Genomic DNA, 22,838 nt, shown 5'->3' on the forward strand with positions numbered 1-22,838 from the left:
CATGGCCGACGAGGACCTGTGGCGGGTGCTGCGCGGCATCGCCGACATGCCGTACGGGGCGGGGCAGATCGCCGCGCTGGAGCAGTTGCTGCGCCGGGTGGACGCCGCGGACGACCGGCATCTCGCCTTCGTGACCCGGATGCAGGCCACCACCGGGTACGTCTACGGCGGCGAGTCGGCGAAGTCCTTCGTGACGTTCTCCTGGTGCCTGTCCGAGTTCGACCGGGATCCGCAGCCCTACCACCAGCGCCACCTGCACCAACTGCTGTGGCACTTCAAGTACATGGTGTCCGGCCTGCTGAAGTTCCCGGACGTGCCGCTGGACCGCACGTACGGGGTGCTGGACGACATGGAACGGCGCTACCGGGCCGGCGGGCACAGCCTGCAGACCGTCCACAAGCACCGGTTCCGGGTCGCCGACCACGTCGGTGACGCGGAGGCGGCCGCGCACTGGTACCGGCTCTGGCAGACCACCCCGCGCGACGAACTCTCCGACTGCGCCGGCTGTGACCCGACGAGCCAGGTGGGCTACCTCGCCGACACCGGGCGGGACGCCGAGGCGGTGGCGCTGGCCGAGCCGGTGCTCGCCGGTCGGCTCACCTGCAACGAGCAGCCGCAGGCGATCCTCACCGCGCTGCTCCTGCCGTATCTGCGCACCGGGCGGGGTGAGTCGGCGCGGGACGCGCACCGGGAGGCGTACCGCCGGCTGCGCGGCAACCTCGCCGACCTGTGGGACATCGGCGACCACATCGAGTTCTGCACGCTGACCGGCAACGAGGCGCGGGCGGTGGAGCTGGTCGAACGGCACCTGGACTGGCTGGACCGGCCGCCGTCGCCGGCCGCCGCGATGCACTTCGCGGCGACCGCCGCCGCCGCGCTGCGCCAGGCCGGCCGGATCGGCGCACCCACCGTGTACCGCCGTGCCGCCGATGGTCGGCCGGCCGGCGAGGTGCCCGCGCTGACGCTCGCCGACGAGCTGGCGGAGACCGCGACCGCGCTGGCCGCCCGCTTCGACGCCCGCAACGGCACCGCACACCAGTCGGAGTGGATAGCCAGTCGGCTCGCCGTGCGAGCGAGCGGTGCGCACCTGCCGCTCTCCGCCAGCGTCCGCCGCCGCCCGGCCCGCCCGTCCGGGGACGAGCCGGGCATCCACCGGGACCGGGGTGCGTCACCGGCCACCTCCGACCGGGCGCGGGCCGGCGACGAGACCACCGTGGCCCTGCCCGCCGACGCCGGCCCGGACGAGCTCCTGACCCTCGCCGAGGAGAGCTGGGGCCGGCACGACCGGGCCACGTTCCGGGCGGCGCTGGCCGCCTGCGACGACCGGTTCGGCACCGACGACCTCGCACCGCGTACGGCCGCGCACCGGCTGGCGCTGCGGGCGGCCGAGCGCGGCGACGAGGACGACATCGCGGGCGCGATCGAGATGAACCGGGCGGCGCTGAGCCGGTACCGGGAGGCGGCCGAGGAGGTGCCCGCCCAGGTGGTCGCCGGGCGGCTCGGCGTGCTGCTGACCCGCTCCGACGACGACGCCGAGGAGGGGCTGGCGCTGGTCCGAGCCGCGGCCGAGGTGTTGGACCGGCTCGGCGACGCGCGACAGCGCGCCGCCGGGCACGATCGGGTGGCGCTGGCGCTGCTGCACCGGGAACGCTGGGCGGAGGCGGGCGCCGCGCTCGACCGGGTGCCCGCAGACGCGGGCGGCGACCGGCATCTGGCGGCCCGGATCGCGCTGCACCGGGCACACCTGCTGGAGCAGTCGGACCGCGTCGACGAGGCCCGCGCGGCCGCCGACGAGGCCCGCCGGATCGGCCGTGAGCTGGGCGTCGGCGAGCTGATCACGGCGGCCTGCCTGACGTACGTCAGGACGGTGGACGATCCGGCCGACGCCGTGGCCGCCTGCGACGAGGCGCTGGCCGTGGCGCCGGCGGCTGCGGAGCTGCCGGTCCGGGTCGCCCGGGCCCGGGCGCTGCTCTCCGCCGGGCGGGCCCCCGACGCGGTGGACGACTTCGTCGAGGCGGTGACGCTCTGCGTGGAGCGGGGCGCCGAGGGGGACGCCTTCCTGCGCTGGGAGCTGGCGAACGCGTACCGGATCGTGGGTCGGCTCGGTGAGGCGGCCGAGGTCGCCGAGGAGGCCGTCCTCGGTCTGGACCGGCTCGGCGCCCAGGCGGAGGCGGACCGCTGTCGGCACCTGCTGGCCGGTGTCTACGCCGGGCTCGGCGAGATCGACCCGGCGCTGGCACTGCTGGAGCGGTTGGCCGACAACCTGGACGGCCCGGACAACCTCCCGCACCGCGCGCAGGTGCTGGAGGAGGCCGGCGGGATCCTCTACGACGCCGACCGGGACGCGGTGGCCGCCGAGCGGTTCGCGGCTGCCGCCACGGCGTACCGGCTCGCCGACCTGCCGCTCGACGAGCTGCGGGCCCGCCGGCGGGAGGCGTACGCCTGGTTCTGGTCCGATGACCGGCCGTCGGCGGTACGCGCCATCGAGCTGGTGGACGGCTTGGCGGCGACGCTGGCCGGGCAGCCGGAGCAGTCGCCGCCGGTGACGTACGAGCTGGCGATAGCCGCCGAGGCCGGAGCGCGGGTGCTGACCGGGGAGGATCGGCCGGACGAGGCGCTGGGCCGACTGGTCGGGGTGCCTGACCGGTTGCGGTCGATCGAGGCGTTCGGCGAGGCCGCGCAGGTGGAGATCCTCATCGGTGAGCTGCTGCTGCGCCTGGACCGTCCGGCCGAGGCGGAGCCGCTGCTGCGCCGGGTGCTCGGTGGCCTTCCGGCGGACTCGCGGCCGGTGCACCAGACCGCCTGGCTGCTGGCCCGCGCGCTGGACCTGCTGGACCGGCCGGAGGAGGCCGCGGCGCTGCGGGAGGAGCACGACCTCGACCAGGACGACTGACCCGACCGACGGTGCGGCCTGCGCAACTGACCGGTAACCATCGCGCGCGGCCCGCGGTCTACGCTTGCCCCGTGACGGTGGAGCAGCAGGCACGGGGCGCGGCGGGTGCGGGCCGGCGCCGGTCCCGCAAGGACGAGATCCTGGAGATCGCGGTCGGTCTGTTCGCCGCCCGGGGCTACCACGGGGTGTCGATGGACGACATCGGCGCGGCCGCCGGGGTCACGGGTCCGGCGCTCTACCACCACTTCGCCGGCAAGGAGGCGATGCTCGCCGCCGCGCTGATCCCGGTCAGTGAGGGGCTGCTGGCCGGCGGGCGGGAACGCTCCGCCGGGCACCCGGACGACCCGCGCGGCGTACTGGAGTCGCTGATCGACTTCCACGTCGAGTTCGCGCTGGCCAACCCGGCGGTGATCGCGCTGCACCTGCACGAGCTGGACCGCCTGCCGGACGAGCCGCGGCGGCGGATCCGCCGGCTGCAACGGCTCTACGTCGAGGAGTGGGTGACGGTGCTCACCGCGCTGCACCCGGGCATGCCCGACGGCGAGGCGCGGGTGCTGGCGCACGCCGCGTTCGGCCTGATGAACTCGACTCCGTTCCTCGGTGGCGAGGTGGACCGCCGACGCCGCGCCGAGCTGCTGCGCGACGCCGCCCTGGCCGCGCTGCTCGCCTGAGCCGACTCGTCACCGGCGTACCGGGCATGGTTTCCTGACAACCGTCCCAACATCCGGACGCCGGGAGGAAACATGATCGAGTCACTGCTGGTCGCCAATCGGGGCGAGATCGCCCGCCGGATCATCCGTACCGCCAAGCGGCTCGGCATCCGCGCGATCGCGGTGTACTCGGAGGCCGACGCCCATCTGCCGTTCGTCGCCGAGGCGGACGAGGCGGTCCTCATCGGCCCGCCGAACCCGGCGCAGAGCTACCGCAACACCGAGGCGATCCTCGCCGCCGCGAAGTCGACCGGAGCGCAGGCCATCCACCCCGGGTACGGCTTCCTGTCGGAGAACGCCGAGTTCGCCCGTACCGTCGAGTCGAGCGGCCTGATCTGGGTCGGCCCCGGCGCGGACGCGATCACCGCGATGGGCGACAAGATCAACGCCCGGAACCTGATGGCGGCGGCCGGCGTTCCGGTCGCGCCCGGCACCACCGACCCGGCCGCCGACCTGGACAGGGCGGTGACGGCCGCCGCCGGGATCGGTTACCCGGTGATGGTCAAGGCCGCCGCCGGTGGCGGCGGCATGGGTATGGGCGTGGCCGTCGACGAGGCCGCGCTGCGCACCGAGTACGACAAGGTGCGCGCGTTCGCCGAGCGGATGTTCGGCGACGGCTCGGTGCTGATCGAGAGGTACTTCCCCCGGGTGCGCCATGTCGAGGTGCAGATCCTCGGCCTGGCCGACGGCCGGGTGGTGGCGCTGGGCGAGCGGGAGTGCTCGGTGCAGCGGCGTAACCAGAAGCTGGTCGAGGAGTCGCCGTCCCCGGCGGTCTCGCCGGAGCTGCGCGAGCGTTTCCTGGCCGCCGCGGTACGCGCCGGTGAGGCGGTGAACTATCGCAACGCGGGCACGGTGGAGTGCCTGCTCGATCCATCTACGAACGAGTTCTTCTTTCTGGAGATGAACACGCGGCTCCAGGTGGAGCACCCGGTGACCGAGTACGTCTACGGCGTCGACCTGGTCGAGGAGCAGCTGCGGGTGGCGTCTGGGCTGGCGCCGACCTTCGATCCGGACGCGCTGGCACCGAGCGGGCACGCCATCGAGATGCGGATCAACGCCGAGGACCCGAAGCGCTTCCTGCCCGGCCCGGGCGTGGTCAGGACCTGGGTGGAACCGACCGGCGACGGGGTCCGGGTGGATTCCGGCTACACCGAGGGCAACACCGTCACCCCGTTCTACGACAGCTTGATGGCCAAGCTGATCATCAGTGGCGCCACCCGCGGCGAGGTGATCGAGCGGGCCCGGACGGCGGTCGCCGCCTTCCAGATCGAGGGCCCGAAGAACAACCTGCCCTTCTTCGCCGAGCTCCTAGAGAACGAGGAGTTCCTCTCCGGCGCCTACGACACCGGCATCGTCTCCCGCATGCGCTGATCCGCCGGGCTGCCAGTGTGGCCGGGCCTGCCAGTGCCGCCGTCCCGGCGACCCGGCGGCACTGGCAGCCGAGCCCTTTGCTCTGCTTACCTGGAGGCGACAGCGGTCGTCCGGATACCGGACAGTCGCCGTTGCGTCCGTTGAAGCAGTGCAAAGGGCGCGGTGCAGCCGACAACCCGCCCCGATCCGACGTCACAGCGAGGTGACCGATGAGCCAGTTGCCAGATTCCGTGTCGATCCGCGAGGTCGGGCCGCGAGACGGGCTGCAGAACGAGGACCCGATCCCGACCGACGCCAAGGTGCGGCTGCTCGACGCGCTCTCCGGCAGCGGCGTACGCCGGATCGAGGCGGTGTCGTTCGTGCACCCGAAGGCGATCCCACAGATGGCCGACGCCGACGAGGTGTGGCGGCGGGCGGTCCGGGCCGACGGGGTGCGCTACTCGGCCCTGGTGCCGAACACGCGGGGCGCCCAGCGGGCCCTCGCCGCCGGGTTCACCGAGATCGAGGTGGTGGTCTCGGCCAGCGACACGCACAACCGGCGCAACGTCAACCGTTCAACGGACGAGTCGCTGGACGACATCGCCGAGCTGATCGACCTGCTGCACGGCGCCTCCGCGCGGGTCGAGGTGATCGTGGCGACCAGCTTCGGCTGCCCGTACGAGGGGGACATCGACCCGCAGCGGGTGGCCGGCATCGTGGATCGGGTGGTCCGGGACGGCGCGGACCGGGTCGCGTTCGGCGACACCACCGGCATGGGCACTCCGCGCCGGGTCCGCGAGCTGCTGACCGCGGTACGCGACCGCAACGCGCACGTGCCGGTGCTGCTGCACTTCCACAACACCCGGGGTACGGCGCTGGCCAACCTGTTGACCGCGCTGGAGTTGGGGGTGACCGAGTTCGACGCCAGCGTCGGCGGCCTGGGCGGCTGCCCGTACGCGCCGGGGGCCAGCGGCAACCTGGCCACCGAGGAGGCCGTGCACATGCTGCACGACATGGGCATCGACACCGGCATCGACCTGGCCGCCCTGATCGAGGCGGCCGAGCTGGCCGAGCACCTGCTCGGCAAGAAGCTGCCCTCCGGGGTGCTGCGCGCCGGCCCCCGCACCCGACTGACGCCGATGCCGAGCTGACCGCTCACAAACGCGGGGAGGGGCCGGCACGATGCCGGCCCCTCCGACGTACCCGGTCGATCAGCCCACCGAGGTGAGCATGCTCGGCCAGCTGTCGCGGAAGATGTCCGCTCCGGCGCGGTCCGCGCTGCGCTCGGTGGCGGCGAAGGTGCCGGCGAAGAGGTTGCTCACCCGGTTCGCCTCGGTCGTGCTCGGGTACGGGTTGGTGCAGCTGGTGCCGGCGCTGCCGCCGGACATCAGCAGCGAGCAGTTCCCGTTGTAGTTGTCCGGCAGGCCGAGGATGTGCCCGATCTCGTGGGTCATGATCCGCAGCACGCTGTACTGGGCGGCCTGCTGGGTGTCGATGTAGACCCGGCCATTGCCGAGGCTGGTCCGGACGGCGTACGAGCCGCCGCCGGTGATCCGGTAGATCCGCAGGTTGGAGCCGCAGTTCGCGGAGAGCGTCAGGTTCGACGTGGCGTTGTTCCAGATCGAGGCGGCCTGGTTGGCGGTGCCGGCGTAGCTTCCCGCCTGGCTGGTGTTGTAGCAGATGGTCATGGCGGCGGACGCGGGCGACGGGTTGGCGACCGTGACGCCGAGGGTGGCGAGCGCCGTCGCGACGAACGCGACCGCGAGCCGATTGAGTCGTGAGGTCATCGCTGACTCCAATCCGGGAGGAGGGGGTGTCAGGAGCCTAGCGACATAGATTAATAGATTTCAATGTTTGGTTTGAATCCGCAGCCTCCGGGCACCACCCGGCTGCCCGGTCCGCCCATGGGTCGCCGGGCGTCGCGCGAATGCGATAGCCTAACGATCGTTCAGGTCAGTACGGCGAGGGAGTCAGCGTGACGCTCGACGGTGAGGCGCTGGAGCAGCTGCGCAAGCGGGCCCGGTCCGGCGGCGCGGACAAGTACCACGCGGCGAACGCGGCCAAGGGCAAACTCTTCGCCCGGGAGCGGGTCGCGCTCCTGGTCGACGAGGGCTCGTTCGTCGAGGACGGCCTCTACGCCAATGCGCTGGCCGAAGGGCTGCCCGCCGACGGCGTGGTCACCGGCACCGCCACCATCGACGGCCGGCAGGTCTGCCTGATGGCCAACGACTCCACCGTCAAGGCCGGCAGTTGGGGCGCCCGCACCGTCGAGAAGATCATCCGGATCATCGAGCGGGCGTACGGCGCCGGCGTGCCGATGGTCTACCTGGTCGACTCGGCCGGCGCCCGGATCACCGACCAGGTCGACCTCTTCCCCGGCCGGCGCGGCGCCGGCAAGATCTTCTGGAACCAGGTGCGCGCCTCGGGCTCGATCCCGCAGGTGTGCGCGCTGTTCGGCCCCAGCGCCGCAGGTGGGGCGTACATTCCGGCGTTCTGCGACGTGGTCGCCATGGTCGACGGCAACGCCAGCATGTACCTCGGCTCCGACCGGATGGTCGAGATGGTCACCGGCGAGAAGACCACGCTGGAGGCCATGGGCGGTGCCAAGGTGCACACCGCCGAGTCCGGCGTCGGGCACTTCCTCTGCAAGACCGAGGCCGACGCGCTCGACGTGGTGAAGACCTACCTGTCGTACCTGCCGGCCAACTGGACCCAGGCGCCGCCGGCCGCCGAGGCCGTCGCCGCGCCCGCCAAGGCCGACCTGGCCGCGCTGGTGCCGGCCAGCGAGCGGCAGGCGTTCGACATGCGGCGGTACGTCAAGGGCCTGCTCGACGAGGGGTCCTTCTTCGAGATCCAGGCGCTCTGGGCCAAGGAGCTGACCATCGGCTTCGGTCGCCTCAACGGCGAGGTCGTCGGCGTGCTCGGCAACAACTCGATGTTCAAGGGCGGCGTGCTCTTCGTCGACTCGGCCGACAAGGCGACCCGGTTCGTACAGCTCTGCGACGCGTTCAACGTGCCGCTGCTCTTCCTCAGCGACGTGCCCGGCTTCATGGTTGGCAGCGCGGTGGAGAAGCAGGGCATCATCCGGCATGGCGCGAAGATGATCACCGCCATCTCCGAGGCGACCGTGCCGAAGATCTGCGTGGTGGTCCGCAAGGCGTACGGCGCCGGCCTCTACGCGATGGCCGGCCCCGGGTTCGAGCCGGACGCCACCATCGCGCTGCCCAGCGCGAAGATCGCGGTGATGGGGGCCGAGGCGGCGGTGAACGCGGTCTACGCCAACAAGATCGCCGCCATCCCGGACGAGGACGAGCGGGCCGCCTTCGTCGCCGCCAAGCGGGCCGAGTACGAGCAGGACATCGACGTCGTCCGGCTCGCCAGCGAGCTGGTGGTGGACGCCATCGTCGAGCCGCACGAGTTGCGTACCGAGCTGGTCCGCCGGTTCGCCGCGGCGCGTACCAAGGATCGGCACTTCTCCCGGCGCCGGCACGGCGTCACCCCGGTCTGACCCTCGACCGGACCAGCACCGCGAACCGTCCCGGCGTCACGAGCGCCCGGCGGCCCCGTCCACACAGGAGGATGAGATGGATTTCCGGCTCACCGACGAACAAACGGCGCTGCGGGAGAGCGTGCGGGACTTCGCGCGCGAGGTGGTCGCTCCGGTCATCGCCGAGCACTACGAGCAGCACACCTTCCCGTACGAGGTGATCCGGCAGATGGGCAAGATGGGCCTGTTCGGCCTGCCTTTCGGTGAGGAGCACGGCGGCATGGGTGGCGATTACTTCGCGCTCTGCCTGGCCCTAGAGGAGCTGGCCCGGGTCGACTCCAGCGTGGCGATCACGCTCGAGGCGGCGGTCTCGCTCGGCGCCATGCCGATCTACCGGTTCGGCACCGACGAGCAGCGCGCGACCTGGCTGCCGAAGCTGCTCAGCGGCGAGGCGCTGGCCGGTTTCGGGCTCACCGAGCCGGGCACCGGCTCGGACGCCGCCGGCACCCAGACGCGGGCGGTGCTGGACGGTGACGAGTGGGTGATCAACGGCTCGAAGGCGTTCATCACCAACTCGGGCACCGACATCACCGCCCTCGTCACCGTCACCGCGGTGACCGGTACGAACCCGGACGGCTCGAAGGAGTTGTCGACCATCATCGTGCCCAACGGCACGCCGGGGTTCACCGTGGCGCCGGGCTACTCCAAGGTGGGCTGGACCGCGTCGGACACGCACGAGCTGACCTTCGACGACTGCCGGGTGCCGGCGGCGAACCTGCTCGGCGAACGGGGGCGCGGCTTCGCCCAGTTCCTTCAGATCCTCGACGAGGGCCGGATCGCCATCGCCGCACTGGCCGTCGGTCTCGCACAGGGCTGCGTCGACGAGTCGATCAAGTATGCGAAGGAGCGCCACGCCTTCGGCCGGCCGATCGGTGCCAACCAGGCGATCCAGTTCAAGATCGCCGACATGGAACTGAAGGCGCACACCGCCCGGCTGGCCTACTACGACGCCGCCGCGCGGATGCTGGCCGGTGAGCCGTTCAAGCGCCAGGCCGCCATCGCCAAGTTGCACGCCAGCACCATCGCGGTGGACAACGCCCGGGAGGCCACCCAGATCCACGGTGGCTACGGCTTCATGAACGAGTCCCCGGTGGCCCGGTTCTGGCGGGACTCCAAGATCCTGGAGATCGGCGAGGGCACCAGCGAGGTGCAGCGCATGATCATCGCGCGCGATCTGGGCCTCTGAGCGGAGCTGGATTCGCCGGCGGCCGGTCGACCGCCGCCTCCGGCAGGGCCGTGCGGTCGCTGTCGGATATCGGCGAGTGGGCGTCGGCAGCCCGACGCTCGACTGCCGATGGTCGGAGTCGATCCGTACTCTTCGTGCCCATGACTCCGGATCATGACCGGTCGCGGAGCCCGGCCGGTCGTAGCGGGCTGGCGGAGCTGCTCCGCGGGCACCGGCGTGCCGCCGGCCTGACCCAGGCGGAGCTGGCCAACCGGGCCGGCGTGGGCGTGCGGACGGTGCGTGACCTGGAGCGCGGGCGATCGGTTCGGCCGCAGCGCACCACCGTCGAGCTGCTCGCCGGAGCTATGGAGCTGACCGGGGCCGCCCGGGCGGCGTTCCTGGCCGCGGCCCGCGGTCAGGCCGGCGGTGAGCCGCCCCGACCGGACGTCACCCTGGCGGCACTCGCGGTCACCGGCCCCGCCACGTCGGCAGCCGACCCGATCGGGTCCGCCCCGCCGGTCGCCCTCCCACCGCCGGTCGCGCTGATCGGCCGGGACCGCGACGTCACCGAGCTGGCGGCGATGCTGACCGCGGAGCACGGTCCCCGGCTGGTGAGCCTGGTCGGGCTGGCCGGAGTCGGCAAGACCGCACTGGCGTTGTCCGTCGCGCACGACGCTGCCGACGCCCACCCGGGCGGCGTCGCCGGGGTGCTGATCGGCGAGGGCTCGGACGGGCCGGACGTGCTCGCCGCCTCGATGGCCGTACTCGGTGCGGCCCGGCTGCCGGAGCTCACCGCCCGGCTCGCCGACCGTCCGGCGTTGCTGGTGATGGACGCGGTGGAGCGCGCACCCGGTCCGGTGGCCGAGACACTGCACCGGCTGACCGGCGTGCTGCCCTCGCTGCGGGTGCTGGTCACCGGGCGGCATCCGGTCGGGCTGCCCGGCGAGCGGGTCTGGCCGGTCGCGCCGCTCGACGTGCCGCCGCCGGACGCCGAGCGGTCCGGACCGGCCACGCTCGGGTCGTGGCCGGCGGTCGCACTGTTCACCGCCCGGCTCGCCCAGATCCGTCGGGAGCCGCCCACCGCCGACGAGCTGCCCGCGCTGGCCGCGCTGGTCCGCCGGCTGGGTGGGCTGCCGCTGGCCATCGAGCTGATGGCCGCCCGGGGCCGGCTCCTCGACCTCACCGAGCTGCTCGACCGGTACGGCGACCGGGTGCTCGACCTGGCGACGCCTGCCGACCCGGCGGTCCATCCCGGTTGGGACGGACCGGATGCGGCCGCCCGCCCGGCGAACAGCGCCGATGCCGCCCCGGCCGTGGCGGCGGTCACCCTGCGGGACGCGGTAGCGACCAGCTATCGGTTGCTCGCGCCGGATGAGCGGGACGCGCTGCGGCGGCTCGCCATGTTCGGCAACCGGTGGTCGGTGGAGCTGGCCGAGGAGATGCTCGCCGACGAGGCCGACCAGGACGGCACGGTGGCGATCGACCCGGTCCCGGTGCTGGACCGGCTCGTCGAACTGGGCCTGCTGAGCGTGCGCGGCACCGGGCCGTTCCGGTTCCGGCTGCTCGACGCGGTCCGCGACTTCGCTCTCGAACAGGCGGCCGGCGGTGGCGAGCTGACCTGCGTCCGGCGTCGGCACGCGGAGGTGATCGCCCGCCTGGTGGCGGGGGCCGCCACCGACCTCGCTGGCCCCCGGTTGCCCGATGCGGTGCACCGGCTGGACCAGGTGAGCAGCGACATCAGCTCCGCGCTGGCCCACGCGGCCACCGACGATCCGATGACCGCGCTTCGCCTGGCGGCCTGCCTGACGCGCTGGTGGCGGTTTCGGGGGCGCGACGTCGCCGGCCGGCAGTGGCTGCGCCGGTTGCTGGCCGACCCGCGAACCGCACAAGCTGATCCCGTCCTGCGTGGCTGGGCCAGCCTCGGGGTGGCCCGGCTCGCCGTCGAGCACGGTGCGGGTCCCGACGAACTGCCGACGGCGCGGGCCGCGCTGGACATGTTCCGGCAGGCCCGCGACGTTACCGGGGAACTGGAGGCGCGGACCGTGCTCGGCGCGCTGCTGATCACCGTCGGTGGGCACGACGAGGCCCGCGAGCAGGCCGAGGCGGTGCTCCGGCTGGCGGCCCGCGACGGTCGGACCCGGCACCTCGCGGTGGCCCAGAACAGCCTCGCCTGGCACGACATCCGGGTCGGTGACCTGGCTGCGGCGCGCCGGCGACTGGCCGCCGTCGACCGGCTCGCCGCCGAGGGCGGTGAGCAGCGGCTGCGGGTGCTGGCCTGGGCCAACCGCGCCGAGGTCGCCCGTCTGGAGGGCCGGTACGCCGACGCCGTCGACCAGGGCCGACGCGCCGTGGCGGCGTTGTCCGAGCTGGGTGATCCGGGGCATCGGCGCCGGGTGCTCGGCACGGTCGGGTTGGCGCTCGCCCAGGACGGTCGCGGTGCGGAGGCGAACGAGGTGCTCACCGAGCTGCGGGCGGGGATCGGCGAGGTCGCGGTGGCCGTACCGGTGCGATCGTGGGTGGAGCGGGCCGGGCTGCCACGACCGCGCGCGGACGACGCGGTGCTGTCCCGGAGTGGGCCGGAGGCGGGGACCTGCGCGTTGATCGAGGGGAACCTGGCGCTGCACGGGGGTGACCGGGAGCTGGCCGCCGAGTGGTTCGCCGCTGCCGCCGAGGCCGCTCAGGATCGGCGGGACGTGGTGGAGGCGCTGGTGGGGTTGGCTGCGAGCACCGCGGACCCGGCAGTCCTGGACCGGCTCGACCAGGTCTGTCAGGAGAGTGGCATCCGGCTGTTGCCGCAGGAGTCGGGACTGCTCTACGCGCTGATGGCCGCCCGGGGCGGGCGGGCCGTGGGGTAGTCGCGGCGGGCCGGCCACCGGGTCGTCGTGGGGCGGCATGATCGCGGACGGTCGGGCGGGAGTGGCGCGGACGAAAAGCCCCCTTGGTGCTACCCCTCGCTGTTCGCCCGCGCCGTCACCCCCCGGTGAATCCCCGGTGCACGAAGCCTGCCACCGAGATCGGGGCGGAAAGTCTGTTCCGAGCGGTAGGTCCGGTTGCCAAGGTCAGTTCTGCCGGTCTTTCTGCCGGTGGCGCGACACGTGCTCAGGCCGGTCCGTACGCCGACCGCTTGCCGTGCCCGCAGGGACGGGCGGTCGCCGCCGGTCAGGGTCGGGCAGCTCCGTCGGCGGCGGCGATCTCCTGCTCGGGGGCGGTGTCGGTGCTGCCGGCGGTGGCGCACGGGTGAACGGCGTCGCGCACCCGGCGCAGGCCGTCGAGCAGTGCGGCCAGGGCCTCGGGGTCCAGTTGGCCGGTGAACCACTGCTCGATGATGCGGAGATGCCCGGGCAGGGTCTCGTCCAGCCGCTGCATGCCGGCGGCGGTAACGACGGCGAACGAACTGCGGCGGTCGGACGGGCAGGCGCGGCGGGTGAGCAGCCCGTCGCGTTCCATCCGGTCCACCACACGGGTCACCCCGCTGGTGGACAGGGAGGTCTGGGCGGCGAGATCCGTCATCCGCAGCTGGTTGCCCGGCGAGCGGGCCAGTCGGGTGAGCACCTCGAACTCGACCACTGAGAGGCCCTGCTCGTCGAGTTGGGCGGCGAACCGGGCCGAGAGCCCGGCGTGCACCTCGTAGAGCAGGCCGACGGCGGTGATCCGGGGATCCTCGAACACGTTGGTCACTCGTTCATCGTACCAGTACTTGACACAGGGAATATTGCTGTGGCTATAGTTGCTCAAGCAGTCGTTGGGCTACTAAACATTCTTCTGGAGGACATCAGCATGACCAGCAGCATCGATGCGGTTACCCGCGACTGGGACGGCCTCACCATCCCGACGGCCGGCACCTACGCGCTGGACGCCGCACACAAGCGGGTCGGCTTCGTCGCCCGACACATGATGGTGAGCAAGGTCCGCGGCGAGTTCAACGAGGCGGCCGCCACCATCACCATCGCCGAGGACCCGCTGCAGTCGTCGGTCGTCGCGACCATTCAGGCCGCCAGCATCGACACCACCCAGGACGACCGGGACGCGCACCTGCGCAGCCCCGAGTTCCTGGAGGTTGAGAAGTACCCCACGCTGGAGTTCCGCAGCACCGGCGTCAAGTCCCACCGCCGCAACGAGTTCGTGCTCACCGGTGAGCTCACCATCAAGGACGTCACCCGTCCGGTCGAGCTGCAGGTGGAGTTCGAGGGCGTCGGCCGCAGCCCGTTCGGCCAGGACATCTTCGGCTTCTCCGCGAGCACCGAGATCGACCGCGAGGAGTTCGGCCTGACCTGGAACGTCGCGCTGGAGACCGGCGGCGTGCTGGTCGGCAAGAAGATCAAGATCGAGATCGAGGGCGAGGCCGTCCGCCAGGCCTGATCCTTCGGATCGCCGGTACGCCGGGCCCGCGCCGCAAGTCGGCGCGGGCCCGTCGTCGTCTCCGGCAGCCGTCGCCACCTGCGTGTGAAGTGTCACGGGTTGTTCGCATCTCCAGCGGGTCCGGCACGGCTCCGACGGGGTACAGATGGCGCCACGAGCGCTTCCGCGCGGGCCGGTTTCGCATCATCGGTACCGGCCCCTGGCTCCGGTCAGGTGGGCGCTCCTAACGTGGATGGTTCACAATGCGCTTTTCGGGACGGCAGGATCCCGACCGCGCCGGCCGCCGGGAGGACATATGGGCAGGGACGTCTCGCAGGGCGCCTTCACCCGGGAGGATCGCGTCCGCTACCGGCAGAAGGTCCGGCGATGCCTGGACGTCTTCGCCCTGATGCTGGACGACTTCGGCTTCGACGCCGACCGGCCGATGACGGGTCTGGAGATCGAACTCAACCTGGTCGACTCGGCGGCCGAGCCGGCGATGCGCAACGAGGAGATCCTCGCCGACATCGCCGACCCGCTCTTCCAGACCGAGCTGGGGCAGTTCAACCTGGAACTCAACGCCGAGCCCCGGCTGATCGAGGGCACCGGCTTCGCCGACTACGAACACGACCTGCGCAGCAGCCTCTCCCGTGCCGACGAGCGTGCGGCCAAGTCCGACGCGAAGATCGTCCTGGTCGGCATCCTGCCCACCCTCACCGAGGGGCACCTGGTCGAGGACAATCTCTCCACCAATGAGCGCTACCGGGTGCTCAACGACCAGATCGTCGGCGCCCGGGGCGAGGACATCGAGCTCGACATCCGCGGCGTCGAGCAGTTGCGGACGCACACCGACTCGATCGCCCCCGAGGCCGCCTGTACCAGTCTCCAGTTCCACCTCCAGGTAGCCCCGGACAGTTTCGCCGACTACTGGAACGCGTCCCAGGCCATCGCCGGGGTGCAGGTGGCGATCGGGGCGAACTCTCCCTTCCTGTACGGCCGTCAGCTCTGGGCCGAAACCCGGATCGCCCTGTTCGAGCAGGCGACCGACACCCGCCCGGACGAACTCAAGGCCCAGGGCGTACGACCCCGCGTGTGGTTCGGCGAGCGGTGGATCACCTCGATCTTCGACCTGTTCGAGGAGAACGTCCGCTACTTCCCGCCGCTGCTGCCGATCTGCGAGGACGAGGATCCGGTGGAGGTGCTGCACTCCGGCGGTGTGCCGCAGCTCGGCGAGCTGCGGCTGCACAACGGCACGGTCTACCGGTGGAACCGCCCGGTCTACGACATCATGAACGGCCGTCCGCACCTGCGGGTGGAGAACCGGGTGCTGCCAGCCGGTCCGACCGTGGTGGACATGCTGGCGAACGCGGCCTTCTACTTTGGGCTGGCCCGCGGCCTGGCCGAGGCGGACCGGCCGATCTGGAGCCAGCTCACCTTCAGCTCCGCCGAGGAGAACTTCCACGCCGCCGCCCGACGCGGCCTGGACGCCGTGCTGCACTGGCCGCGGCTCGGCGATGTGCCGGTCACCAAGCTGGTGCTGGAGCAGCTGCTGCCAACCGCGGCGGCCGGCCTGGACGGGTTCGGTGTCGCCCCGGCGCAGCGCGACCGGTTGCTCGGCATCATCGAGCAGCGCTGCCGGACCGGCCGCAACGGCGCCGTCTGGCAGACCGAGGCGGTCTGGGCGGCGGAGCGGCACCGGGGCATGGACCGGGCCGCCGCGCTGCACCACATGGTCCAGCGCTACGCGGAACTCCAGCGCGGCAACGAGCCGGTCCACACCTGGCCGGTCGACTGACCCCGCACCACCGGTCCGGCCGGCCGTCAGCGCATCGGCGGCTGTCCGGGACTCAGTCGGTGCCGGGTCGCCCGGGCCGCCGCGGTGACCGGCCCCGCCGGCTGCCCGACGCGGCGCCCTCCACCGGCTCGTCGTCCATGGACCCGGTCGACTCGGAGTCGTCCGGGGCCGAGCGGGGTGCCGGCACTCGGGGTGCGCGGGTCGCGTCCCGCTTTCGCGGAACGGTCCCGCTCGCCGACGCCGCGGCACGGGCCGCGTCCGTCCCACGTCCGGTGCTGGCCTCGGTCGTGGGGCTCAGCGGATCGGCGTCGGGCTCGCCGGCCCGGGTCGAGTCGCGCTCGGCGGCCCGCTTCGCGTCCACTCCGACCGGAACGGGCGCGTCCGGGTCGGTCGACCGAACCCGGTTGGCCCGCTCGGCGAGGACGGCGACCAGCACCGAGCCGCCGACGCCGGCGATCACCGCGTACGGGGCGATCAGCTGGGTGGACAGCTGCGCGGGGCCCAGCGCCGACCAGCGCGGCAGGGTGGTCAGGTAGGCGAGCGCGACGAGCAGCGGACCGGCCGCGCCGGAGGCTGCCGCGCCGACCCGGTGCCCGGTCGACCGGGCGGCTCGCCGGGCGGCCAGCGCGCCGACCAGCAGCGCGGGAACGAGCGCCAGCAGCGCACCGGGCCAGTAGAGCTGGTCCCCGATCCAGTACCGCGGGTGGTCCGGGTCGAGCTGCCAGGTGCCGAGCTGGGCGCCGGTCAGCCCGCGTCCGACGCGTACCCCGTCGATCACCGAGACCACCGCGAGCAGCCAGAGCCAGGCGGCCGTGGCGGTCACGTTCACCGCGGCGGCGCGCGAGCGCAGCGCCCAGAGCGCGACGAGCACCCCGATCAGGATGCCCAGTCCCGCGTGTACGGCCGCCACCCGTTGCGGCGCACCGGTGTCGGCGCCCACCGCGACCCGCGCGGGTACGGCGACCAGAAGTACGGTGACCAGCCCGCCGACCGCGGCGCCCAGCGTCAGGGACACCCGCCGCAGCAGGCTCCCACGCTGGCTGGGCAGCACCTCGGCCATCGGTGACGACGCGCCCTCCGTGGCGCCCGTCGGGCCGGTTCCCTCGACCGCAGCCGCACGCGCGGCTCCCGGCTCCGACCGCTCTGCCGGCTCGGACCCGTTCTCCGTGGCCGGTGCGGCGGGAGGCATCGACCCCGGGCCGCTCACCGTCGCCTCGGCCGCCGGCGGCACTGCCCTGGAGTGCAGGCGCTGCGCGCACACCGCTCCGAGCACAGTGGAGCTGGCGGCGAGCCACGTGGCCCAGGCGAGGCCGTCCGCCCAGGCCGTGTCGGTGGCCCCCGCATCGGTAGGCGTCCAGGTGATGACGCCGAGCCCGTAGCCGAAGCCAAGCTGCGCGGCGCCAGCGCCGGCAGCGACCCCGATCGCCGTCACGATCGATACTCCCCAGCCCCGTCTGGCCATGCCGGGCAGCGTAACGTCCCGTCGTCGGCGCGGCGAGTGGCAACTACCCGCCGGGGTGGACCGCGGACGCAGCGGGTTGGGCGACGACCGGTACGGTCGCCGGTGATGAGGCGGTGGGCGCAATGACGGACGCGAACACGGATCGGCAGGATTCCGTCGCCGGCCGGGACGGCGGCGGTGCGGGCCGGGCCAGTGTGCTGCTGGGTGGCGGGTTGGTCGCCGTGCTCCTCGCCGCGGTCGGCGCCACCGGTGGCTGGCTGTTGGCGGGCGAGGACGACGCACCTCCGGCGGATCCGTTGGCGGTGGCGACGACGACCGGTGCGCCGACCGGGCGGGCCACCGCACCGCGGCCGAGCACCGGCCGGACCACGCCCTCCGCTCCCCGGACCTCCGCCAGCGCGACCAGGGGGACCGGGCTGACCGTGCCACCGGTGGTCGGCACCGATTTCATGGAGGCCCGGGATGTCCTGCGCAAGCAGCGGCTCGGCTGGCGGCTGGTCTTCGGCAACGGCACCGGTCGTACGGTCGAGAGCACCTCGCCCGCCGTGGGTACGGAGGTGACCCGGGGCACCACCGTGCAGCTGCGGGTTGCCGGTCCGCCGCCCCCCGCGGAGGTGCCGGACGTGGTCGGCGACGGCTGCGCGAAGGCCGCCGACGAACTGGTCGACGAGGGTCTCTACCCGCGCTACCGCAGCGGGCGCAGTGGGAAGGTCAGCCGGCAGGAGCCGGCCGAGGACGGCCCGGCCCGCTGGAACGACGAGGTCAGCATCTGGTGCGGAGAGACGCCGCCGAGCCTGCCGGGCACGCAGCCCCCCTTCTGATCAGGGCCGGGCGGTTCGGGCCGCGGATCCGCGCCGATGACGGTGCGGGCGGTTAGGTTGGCGGTCGAGGGCCATGCCGCCCGCCCGGTTCGGGAGAGGACGTGCGATGAGCGACGACCGCCAGGAGCCCGCCACCCCCACCACCGGGTCCCCCGACGAGACCGCTCCGATCGACCGGGCCGCGTCGCCGGATGAGACCGCGCCGATCGACCGGGCCGCGTCGGGTCCCGCCGCGTCGCCCGATCAGACCATGCCGATCGACCGCTCCGCGCTGACGCAGCCGGGCACGCCTCCCGACCGGACCGCGCCCATGCCTGCCGAGCGGGCGACCCCGGCGCCGTGGTCCGGGCGGGCGGAGGTCCGGGCGCCCCGACCGGCCGAGCCCTCCGGGGAGTGGTACGCCGAGGAGCAGGGTGGCCGACGCTGGTGGCTGCCGATCCTCTGGGGGGTGCTCGCGCTCCTGCTCGCCGGCCTGCTCGGCGCCGCGCTCTGGGTCGTGCTCGCCGCGCAGAACGACGACGGGGATGGCGACCCGGGGTCCACCCCGTCGCTGCCGCCGCCCAGTGCCACGAGCGCCGCACCGACCAGCGCGGCCCCGACCTCGGCGGCGCCGACCAGTGAGACGCCGAGCAGCCCGGCGGCCACCACCGCGCCGGCCGAGAAGCCGGTGCCGCCGCTCGCCGGCCTGCCGCAGGCCACCGCGGAAGGGCTGCTGGACCGGCTCGGGCTGGCCTACCGGGTGGTGTACCGCCCGTCCGAGCTGCCACCGGGGACGGTGGTGGGCACCGAACCGGAGGCCGGCACCATGCTGCCCGCCGACGAGGAGGTGCTGCTGATCGTGTCCCAGGCCCAGCCCTCGACCGGGACCAGCCCGGCTACGCCTAGTCCCACGGCGACACGCACGCGGTGACCGGTGCTCACCACATCCGGCGGCGGGTGCCGACCAGGCCGAGGCCGGCCAGCGAGATGGTGAGGCCGAAGATCCCGGACCAGAACAGCGAGCGGCGGACGTCGGTCGCGGTGTTCCGCGCCGGACCGGCTTCGGTGATCTCCTGCCGCCCGCCGGACTGACCGCCGCCACCGGCCCCGGCGGCCGGGCCGGTCGGGTCGGCCGCGTCGGCACGGTCGTCCGGGGCATGGGTGTCGAACCAGCCGGGTTCGTCGTACGTCGGTGGGTCGGCGTCGACCACGGTGATCTCCGGTGCGGGCACCGGAGTGGTCAGTCGGGTGGACGACAGCGCCGGGTCGCGGGCCAGGACCACGAACGTGGTCACGGCCCCGAGCAGGGCGAGCAGTCCGAAAGCGTAGGCGATACGGGAGCGGTGGTGCCGCCGCACGGCGGGCTGATTGACCATGACCATCCCAGGCTCAGGGCCCTGGACGCGCGGGTGGAACGGTGCCGGGGTGGGCGTACCAATTCTATGGCGACGGCACGCCCACCGGCGGCGGATCGCGTCGGTCAGCCCACCCGGACCGGTGTACGGACGACCGGTCGCCGGCTCCGTACGGTGTGCGGGCGGGGCTCCGGTGCGGCCTGCACCTGTTGCAACCCGCCCCGCTGGACGAAGATCGACCGACGGTTGACCGCGTCGCCCGCGGTGTTCAACTCGTAGCCGTCGAGCCAGAGCCAACCGTCGTAGGTCGGCCAGTCGAGCACCCGGATCACCCGGAACTTGATGGGCCTGAGGAACTGGACACTCGCCGCGCGAGTCACGTGCAGTACGTCACCGGAGCGGGGAAGCACATGGGCTCCTGGGGAGGTCGGCCGGCATTCGTGCCGGCGGTGACTGGTCGGGGAAAACGTCTCGGCCCGGTGACGGGTTCGCGCCTCGTGGACCGGTGGTGCGGGTGGTGGCGGTCGGGCCGTACTCCGCTGGTGGCGTGCCGCCACCCGACCATCACCCGGTTGCTTCCGGGAACCGCGCCCGCCGCCGCAGCCGGCTGGCTTGCAGCGGCGGGGTCCTCACCCCGGAGCAGCTCTCGGTGTCGCCGGCCGGGCCCGCGTCGTGCCCGGGTTCCCCGGGTCGGTGGGATCACCACACCGGGGGACCGGACGGAGACGCTGAGTGATCCGTGCCATGCGGACAGAGTGCATCAGTGACGTGCTTCATGCAAGTTGCACGTCGACTTTTGCCGATACGTGAGTGCCTTCCACAAAGCGGCGCTTGAAGCCATCCGCGTCCGGACGGCACACTGAGGGCCGGTTTCGCCCGTCGCGGCCGGCCGATGACCGGCACCACCCCCTCGCCGCGAACGCTCGCCGGTCGACGGTCGCGCCCCCGGCGGGCGGCAGCCAGTGGCGCGTCGACCGGAGGTAGCCCGAAGTGGGGTCGAGCAGCCAGCGGCGGAAAGCAGTGACCGGGGAGCGCCATGAGTGAGCGGCGCAGCCCCACCATCCGACGGCGGCGGCTCGGTGCCGAGCTACGCCGCCAGCGGGAATCCGCCGGGATCACCATCGAAGTCGTCGCCGAGCAGTTGGAGTGCTCGGCGTCGAAGGTCTCCCGGATCGAGACCGGGCACACCACGGCCACCCCGCGCGACGTCCGGGACATGCTGCGGATCTACGGCGTGGTCGGTGCCGAGAGCGACGAACTCGTGCAGATCGCCCGGGAGGCCCGGCAGAAGGGCTGGTGGCACCCGTACAGCACGGTGCTGGTCGGCGCGTACGTCGGGCTGGAGGCCGCGGCGAGCTCGATTCGGGCGTACGAGCAGCAGGTGGTGCCGGGTCTGCTGGAGACCGAGGAGTACGCCGGCGCGATGATCCGCGCCGCCCGGCCGGACTTCACCGCCGATCAGGTCCACCAACGGGTGCGTGTCCGACTGGGCCGTCAGTCGTTGTTGACCCAGGACGATCCGGTCGATCTGTGGGTGGTGCTCGATGAGGCGGTGGTAAGCAGGCCGGTGGGTGGGGACGAGGTGATGCGTGGCCAGCTCAAGCGGTTGGTCGAAGTGGCCGAGTTGCCGAACGTGACGTTGCAGATCCTGCCTTTCGAGGTCGGTGCGCACGCCGGCATGGACGGCACTTTCACGATCCTCAGTTTCCCCGAGGCCGGTGATCCGGATGTCGTGTACGCGGAGAACGCCACGGGTGGGCTTTTCCTTGAGAAGAGCGACGAACTACAGAAGTACAGCTTCATCTTCGATCACATCCGCGCCGCGGCCATTCGTCCGGAGGAGTCCGTCGCACACATCGCAAAACTGGCAGAGGAGCCGTTGTGGAAATGGCGACCAAGGGGTTCCCCGTGGACCTGACGCAGGCAACGTGGTTCAAGAGCTCGAAGAGCGGGCCGAACTGTGACAACTGCGTGGAGGTGGCGTACGTGACCGGGGCGGTCGGAGTGCGGGACTCGAAGGACAAGGCCGGCCCGGCCCTGGTTTTCGCCCCAGGCGACTGGCACGCCTTCGTCGCCGGCACCAGAGTTGGTGTGTTCGGCTCGGCCTGACCGAGCGGTCACGTGAGGTCCCCGTCCGGTCTCGACCGGACGGGGGCCTTCGCGTGCCGCGCCGGCGGGCTCCCGCTCCGCGCGCGGAGGCGCGCTCGGCGAGGTTCCGCCGGGATTCCCGTCGCCACAGCGGGTCCGTCTCGTTGAACGAATCGGTACGGCGCTGGTCGACGACCCGCCGCACCGATCCGCAACCCAGCGAGGTAGGCGAGACGGATGACGACGATCGGGTCAGACAACCTCACCAACGGTCCGGGCAAGCCGGAGCGGTTCGGTGGCAAGTACCGCGGGGCGCGTCGGGACACCGTACTGACCGAGGTGGTCTCGACCGACCAGGAGATGAGCGGGCGGGAGGCGCCGGCGACCGAGGCGGGCGACCCGCCGCTCTCGCTGCCCTCGCTCGACCCGAACCCACTGGTCGAGCCGTCCTTCCCGCCGAGCGGCTGGCCGATGGAGCCCACCGGGTCGCTGGCTGACCACCCGTTGCTGCGCGGCCTGCTGATGGAGCTGCCACCGAAGGGCAGCGTTCCGCCGCCGGGCTGGCTGGACCGCTGGTTCGAGGCGACCCGGGCGATCCTGGAGCTGCTATACGTGCAGGGGCCCGGCCGCTCGCGCTGACTTCGCCGGATCCGGCTGGGCCCGCTCGGCGAGCCGGTTGTGCCGGAGCGCGTGCCGGACGCCGATGGCCAGAATCCCGAGCGCGCCGACGGTGATCGCCGGACCGGTGACGCCCGGTTCGGCGAAGAGGTCGGTGCCGCTCGCCGCGACCACCGCGGGCACCGTCAGTACCCCGGTGACCTGCAACGGCAACCCGATCAACGGGTGCGCGGCGGCGGCCCGAAGACCGTGCGGCGCGGGCGTCTCGGGCGCCGCGGCGAACGCTCCCGCGCCGGCCCAGAGCCGGCGTACCCGGCGTACGGTGCAGACCGCGACCACGAGGGTGGGGAGCCCGGCGATATCGAGGGCGGCGGCGGCCTGGTCGGCCGGGGTGTTCCCGGCACTGAGCAGCCCGGCCGCGAGGACGGTCACCGTGAGCGTCAGGCCCACCAGGGTCAGGATGAGCAGGTGTCCAGCGCGTCGGCGCAGCGCGCGGGCGCGGTCCAGCCGGGGCAGGCCGTCCGCGACCACGCCAGCGGCCAGCCACAGGACGGCGATCGGCAACAGGGCGGCGAGGGGGCTCTCCATGCTGGTCAGCCTGCCCGGTCGCGGCCGTCCGCGACTCCGGGCGCAGCCCTCGTTCGTCCCGGACGCCGTCCCGTAGGGGGCATCCTTTCCGTGTTATGAACGATGCGACATGTTTATCTTCGTCACTAC

Annotated in this window: 20 protein-coding genes; 14 read left to right on the top strand and 6 right to left on the bottom strand. The window is 72.9% G+C overall.

Annotated features, from left to right (window positions below; all coding sequences use genetic code 11):
• Position 1: 1 nt before the first annotated feature.
• From ABZU69_RS22930 to ABZU69_RS22945, 4 genes are all read left to right on the top strand, one after another.
• A complete protein-coding gene (locus tag ABZU69_RS22930) occupies positions 2 to 2,893 on the top strand; it encodes a hypothetical protein (RefSeq protein ID WP_354966387.1) in 2,892 nt (963 codons plus the stop codon).
• 71 nt (positions 2,894 to 2,964) lie between these two features.
• Positions 2,965 to 3,564, top strand: coding sequence for a TetR/AcrR family transcriptional regulator (locus ABZU69_RS22935; RefSeq protein ID WP_074315637.1), 600 nt, complete (start codon positions 2,965 to 2,967; stop codon positions 3,562 to 3,564).
• Between the two features lie 72 nt (positions 3,565 to 3,636).
• A complete protein-coding gene (locus ABZU69_RS22940) occupies positions 3,637 to 4,974 on the top strand; it encodes a biotin carboxylase N-terminal domain-containing protein (RefSeq protein WP_354966388.1) in 1,338 nt (445 codons plus the stop codon).
• Positions 4,975 to 5,192: 218 nt separating this feature from the next.
• The gene (locus ABZU69_RS22945) at positions 5,193 to 6,104 is read left to right on the top strand and encodes a hydroxymethylglutaryl-CoA lyase (protein WP_354966568.1); all 912 of its coding nucleotides are present in this window, start codon (positions 5,193 to 5,195) and stop codon (positions 6,102 to 6,104) included.
• A 60-nt stretch (positions 6,105 to 6,164) separates the two neighbouring features.
• On the opposite strand, the gene ABZU69_RS22950 is transcribed toward ABZU69_RS22945, so the two are convergent.
• Positions 6,165 to 6,740: a snapalysin family zinc-dependent metalloprotease gene (locus ABZU69_RS22950; RefSeq protein ID WP_354966389.1), complete on the bottom strand. Its 576-nt coding sequence runs from the start codon at positions 6,738 to 6,740 to the stop codon at positions 6,165 to 6,167.
• A gap of 188 nt (positions 6,741 to 6,928) precedes the next feature.
• On the opposite strand from ABZU69_RS22950, the gene ABZU69_RS22955 reads away from it, so the two are divergent.
• From ABZU69_RS22955 to ABZU69_RS22965, 3 genes are all read left to right on the top strand, one after another.
• Positions 6,929 to 8,461, top strand: a complete 1,533-nt coding sequence (locus ABZU69_RS22955; protein ID WP_354966390.1) for an acyl-CoA carboxylase subunit beta — start codon at positions 6,929 to 6,931, stop codon at positions 8,459 to 8,461.
• Between the two features lie 76 nt (positions 8,462 to 8,537).
• On the top strand, positions 8,538 to 9,686 hold the full coding sequence (locus ABZU69_RS22960; protein ID WP_354966391.1) for an acyl-CoA dehydrogenase family protein: 1,149 nt from the start codon (positions 8,538 to 8,540) through the stop codon (positions 9,684 to 9,686).
• Positions 9,687 to 9,826: 140 nt separating this feature from the next.
• Positions 9,827 to 12,520 (top strand): helix-turn-helix domain-containing protein, encoded by a 2,694-nt coding sequence (locus ABZU69_RS22965; RefSeq protein ID WP_354966392.1) that lies wholly within the window; start codon positions 9,827 to 9,829, stop codon positions 12,518 to 12,520.
• A gap of 304 nt (positions 12,521 to 12,824) precedes the next feature.
• Here ABZU69_RS22965 and ABZU69_RS22970 read toward each other — a convergent pair whose 3' ends face one another.
• Entirely contained in the window at positions 12,825 to 13,343 is a 519-nt protein-coding gene (locus ABZU69_RS22970; RefSeq protein ID WP_354966393.1) for a MarR family transcriptional regulator, read from the bottom strand.
• Between the two features lie 99 nt (positions 13,344 to 13,442).
• On the opposite strand from ABZU69_RS22970, the gene ABZU69_RS22975 reads away from it, so the two are divergent.
• Together ABZU69_RS22975 and ABZU69_RS22980 are read left to right on the top strand one after the other, a co-directional pair.
• Positions 13,443 to 14,024: a YceI family protein gene (locus tag ABZU69_RS22975; RefSeq protein WP_354966394.1), complete on the top strand. Its 582-nt coding sequence runs from the start codon at positions 13,443 to 13,445 to the stop codon at positions 14,022 to 14,024.
• Positions 14,025 to 14,319: 295 nt separating this feature from the next.
• Entirely contained in the window at positions 14,320 to 15,798 is a 1,479-nt protein-coding gene (locus ABZU69_RS22980; protein ID WP_354966395.1) for a glutamate--cysteine ligase, read from the top strand.
• A 52-nt stretch (positions 15,799 to 15,850) separates the two neighbouring features.
• On the opposite strand, the gene ABZU69_RS22985 is transcribed toward ABZU69_RS22980, so the two are convergent.
• Positions 15,851 to 17,260 carry a hypothetical protein gene (locus ABZU69_RS22985; protein WP_354966396.1) on the bottom strand — a complete coding sequence of 470 codons (1,410 nt, stop codon included), beginning with the start codon at positions 17,258 to 17,260 and terminating at the stop codon, positions 15,851 to 15,853.
• A 122-nt stretch (positions 17,261 to 17,382) separates the two neighbouring features.
• Between ABZU69_RS22985 and ABZU69_RS22990 the strand changes: the two genes are divergently transcribed.
• Both ABZU69_RS22990 and ABZU69_RS22995 read left to right on the top strand, forming a co-directional pair.
• Positions 17,383 to 18,081 carry a PASTA domain-containing protein gene (locus ABZU69_RS22990; RefSeq protein WP_354966397.1) on the top strand — a complete coding sequence of 233 codons (699 nt, stop codon included), beginning with the start codon at positions 17,383 to 17,385 and terminating at the stop codon, positions 18,079 to 18,081.
• A gap of 106 nt (positions 18,082 to 18,187) precedes the next feature.
• On the top strand, positions 18,188 to 18,991 hold the full coding sequence (locus ABZU69_RS22995) for a PASTA domain-containing protein (protein ID WP_354966398.1): 804 nt from the start codon (positions 18,188 to 18,190) through the stop codon (positions 18,989 to 18,991).
• A gap of 7 nt (positions 18,992 to 18,998) precedes the next feature.
• Here ABZU69_RS22995 and ABZU69_RS23000 read toward each other — a convergent pair whose 3' ends face one another.
• Positions 18,999 to 19,442 (bottom strand): hypothetical protein, encoded by a 444-nt coding sequence (locus tag ABZU69_RS23000; protein ID WP_354966399.1) that lies wholly within the window; start codon positions 19,440 to 19,442, stop codon positions 18,999 to 19,001.
• A 98-nt stretch (positions 19,443 to 19,540) separates the two neighbouring features.
• Positions 19,541 to 19,825, bottom strand: coding sequence for a hypothetical protein (locus ABZU69_RS23005; protein WP_354966400.1), 285 nt, complete (start codon positions 19,823 to 19,825; stop codon positions 19,541 to 19,543).
• A gap of 626 nt (positions 19,826 to 20,451) precedes the next feature.
• Here ABZU69_RS23005 and ABZU69_RS23010 point away from each other — a divergent pair.
• The 3 genes from ABZU69_RS23010 to ABZU69_RS23020 all read left to right on the top strand — a co-directional run bounded on the left by ABZU69_RS23010 (position 20,452) and on the right by ABZU69_RS23020 (position 22,142).
• Positions 20,452 to 21,333, top strand: a complete 882-nt coding sequence (locus tag ABZU69_RS23010) for a helix-turn-helix transcriptional regulator (protein ID WP_354966401.1) — start codon at positions 20,452 to 20,454, stop codon at positions 21,331 to 21,333.
• Positions 21,303 to 21,524: a DUF397 domain-containing protein gene (locus ABZU69_RS23015; protein WP_354966402.1), complete on the top strand. Its 222-nt coding sequence runs from the start codon at positions 21,303 to 21,305 to the stop codon at positions 21,522 to 21,524. The genes ABZU69_RS23010 and ABZU69_RS23015 overlap by 31 nt, the downstream gene beginning before the upstream one ends.
• A 216-nt stretch (positions 21,525 to 21,740) precedes the next feature.
• A complete protein-coding gene (locus tag ABZU69_RS23020; protein WP_354966403.1) occupies positions 21,741 to 22,142 on the top strand; it encodes a hypothetical protein in 402 nt (133 codons plus the stop codon).
• Here ABZU69_RS23020 and ABZU69_RS23025 read toward each other — a convergent pair.
• Positions 22,110 to 22,709, bottom strand: a complete 600-nt coding sequence (locus ABZU69_RS23025; protein ID WP_354966404.1) for a hypothetical protein — start codon at positions 22,707 to 22,709, stop codon at positions 22,110 to 22,112. The two genes, ABZU69_RS23020 and ABZU69_RS23025, sit on opposite strands and share 33 nt — an antisense overlap.
• Positions 22,710 to 22,838 lie beyond the last annotated feature (129 nt).

It is taken from the genome of Micromonospora sp. NPDC005206, from assembly GCF_040608175.1.
Taxonomy (GTDB): Bacteria; Actinomycetota; Actinomycetes; order Mycobacteriales; family Micromonosporaceae; genus Micromonospora.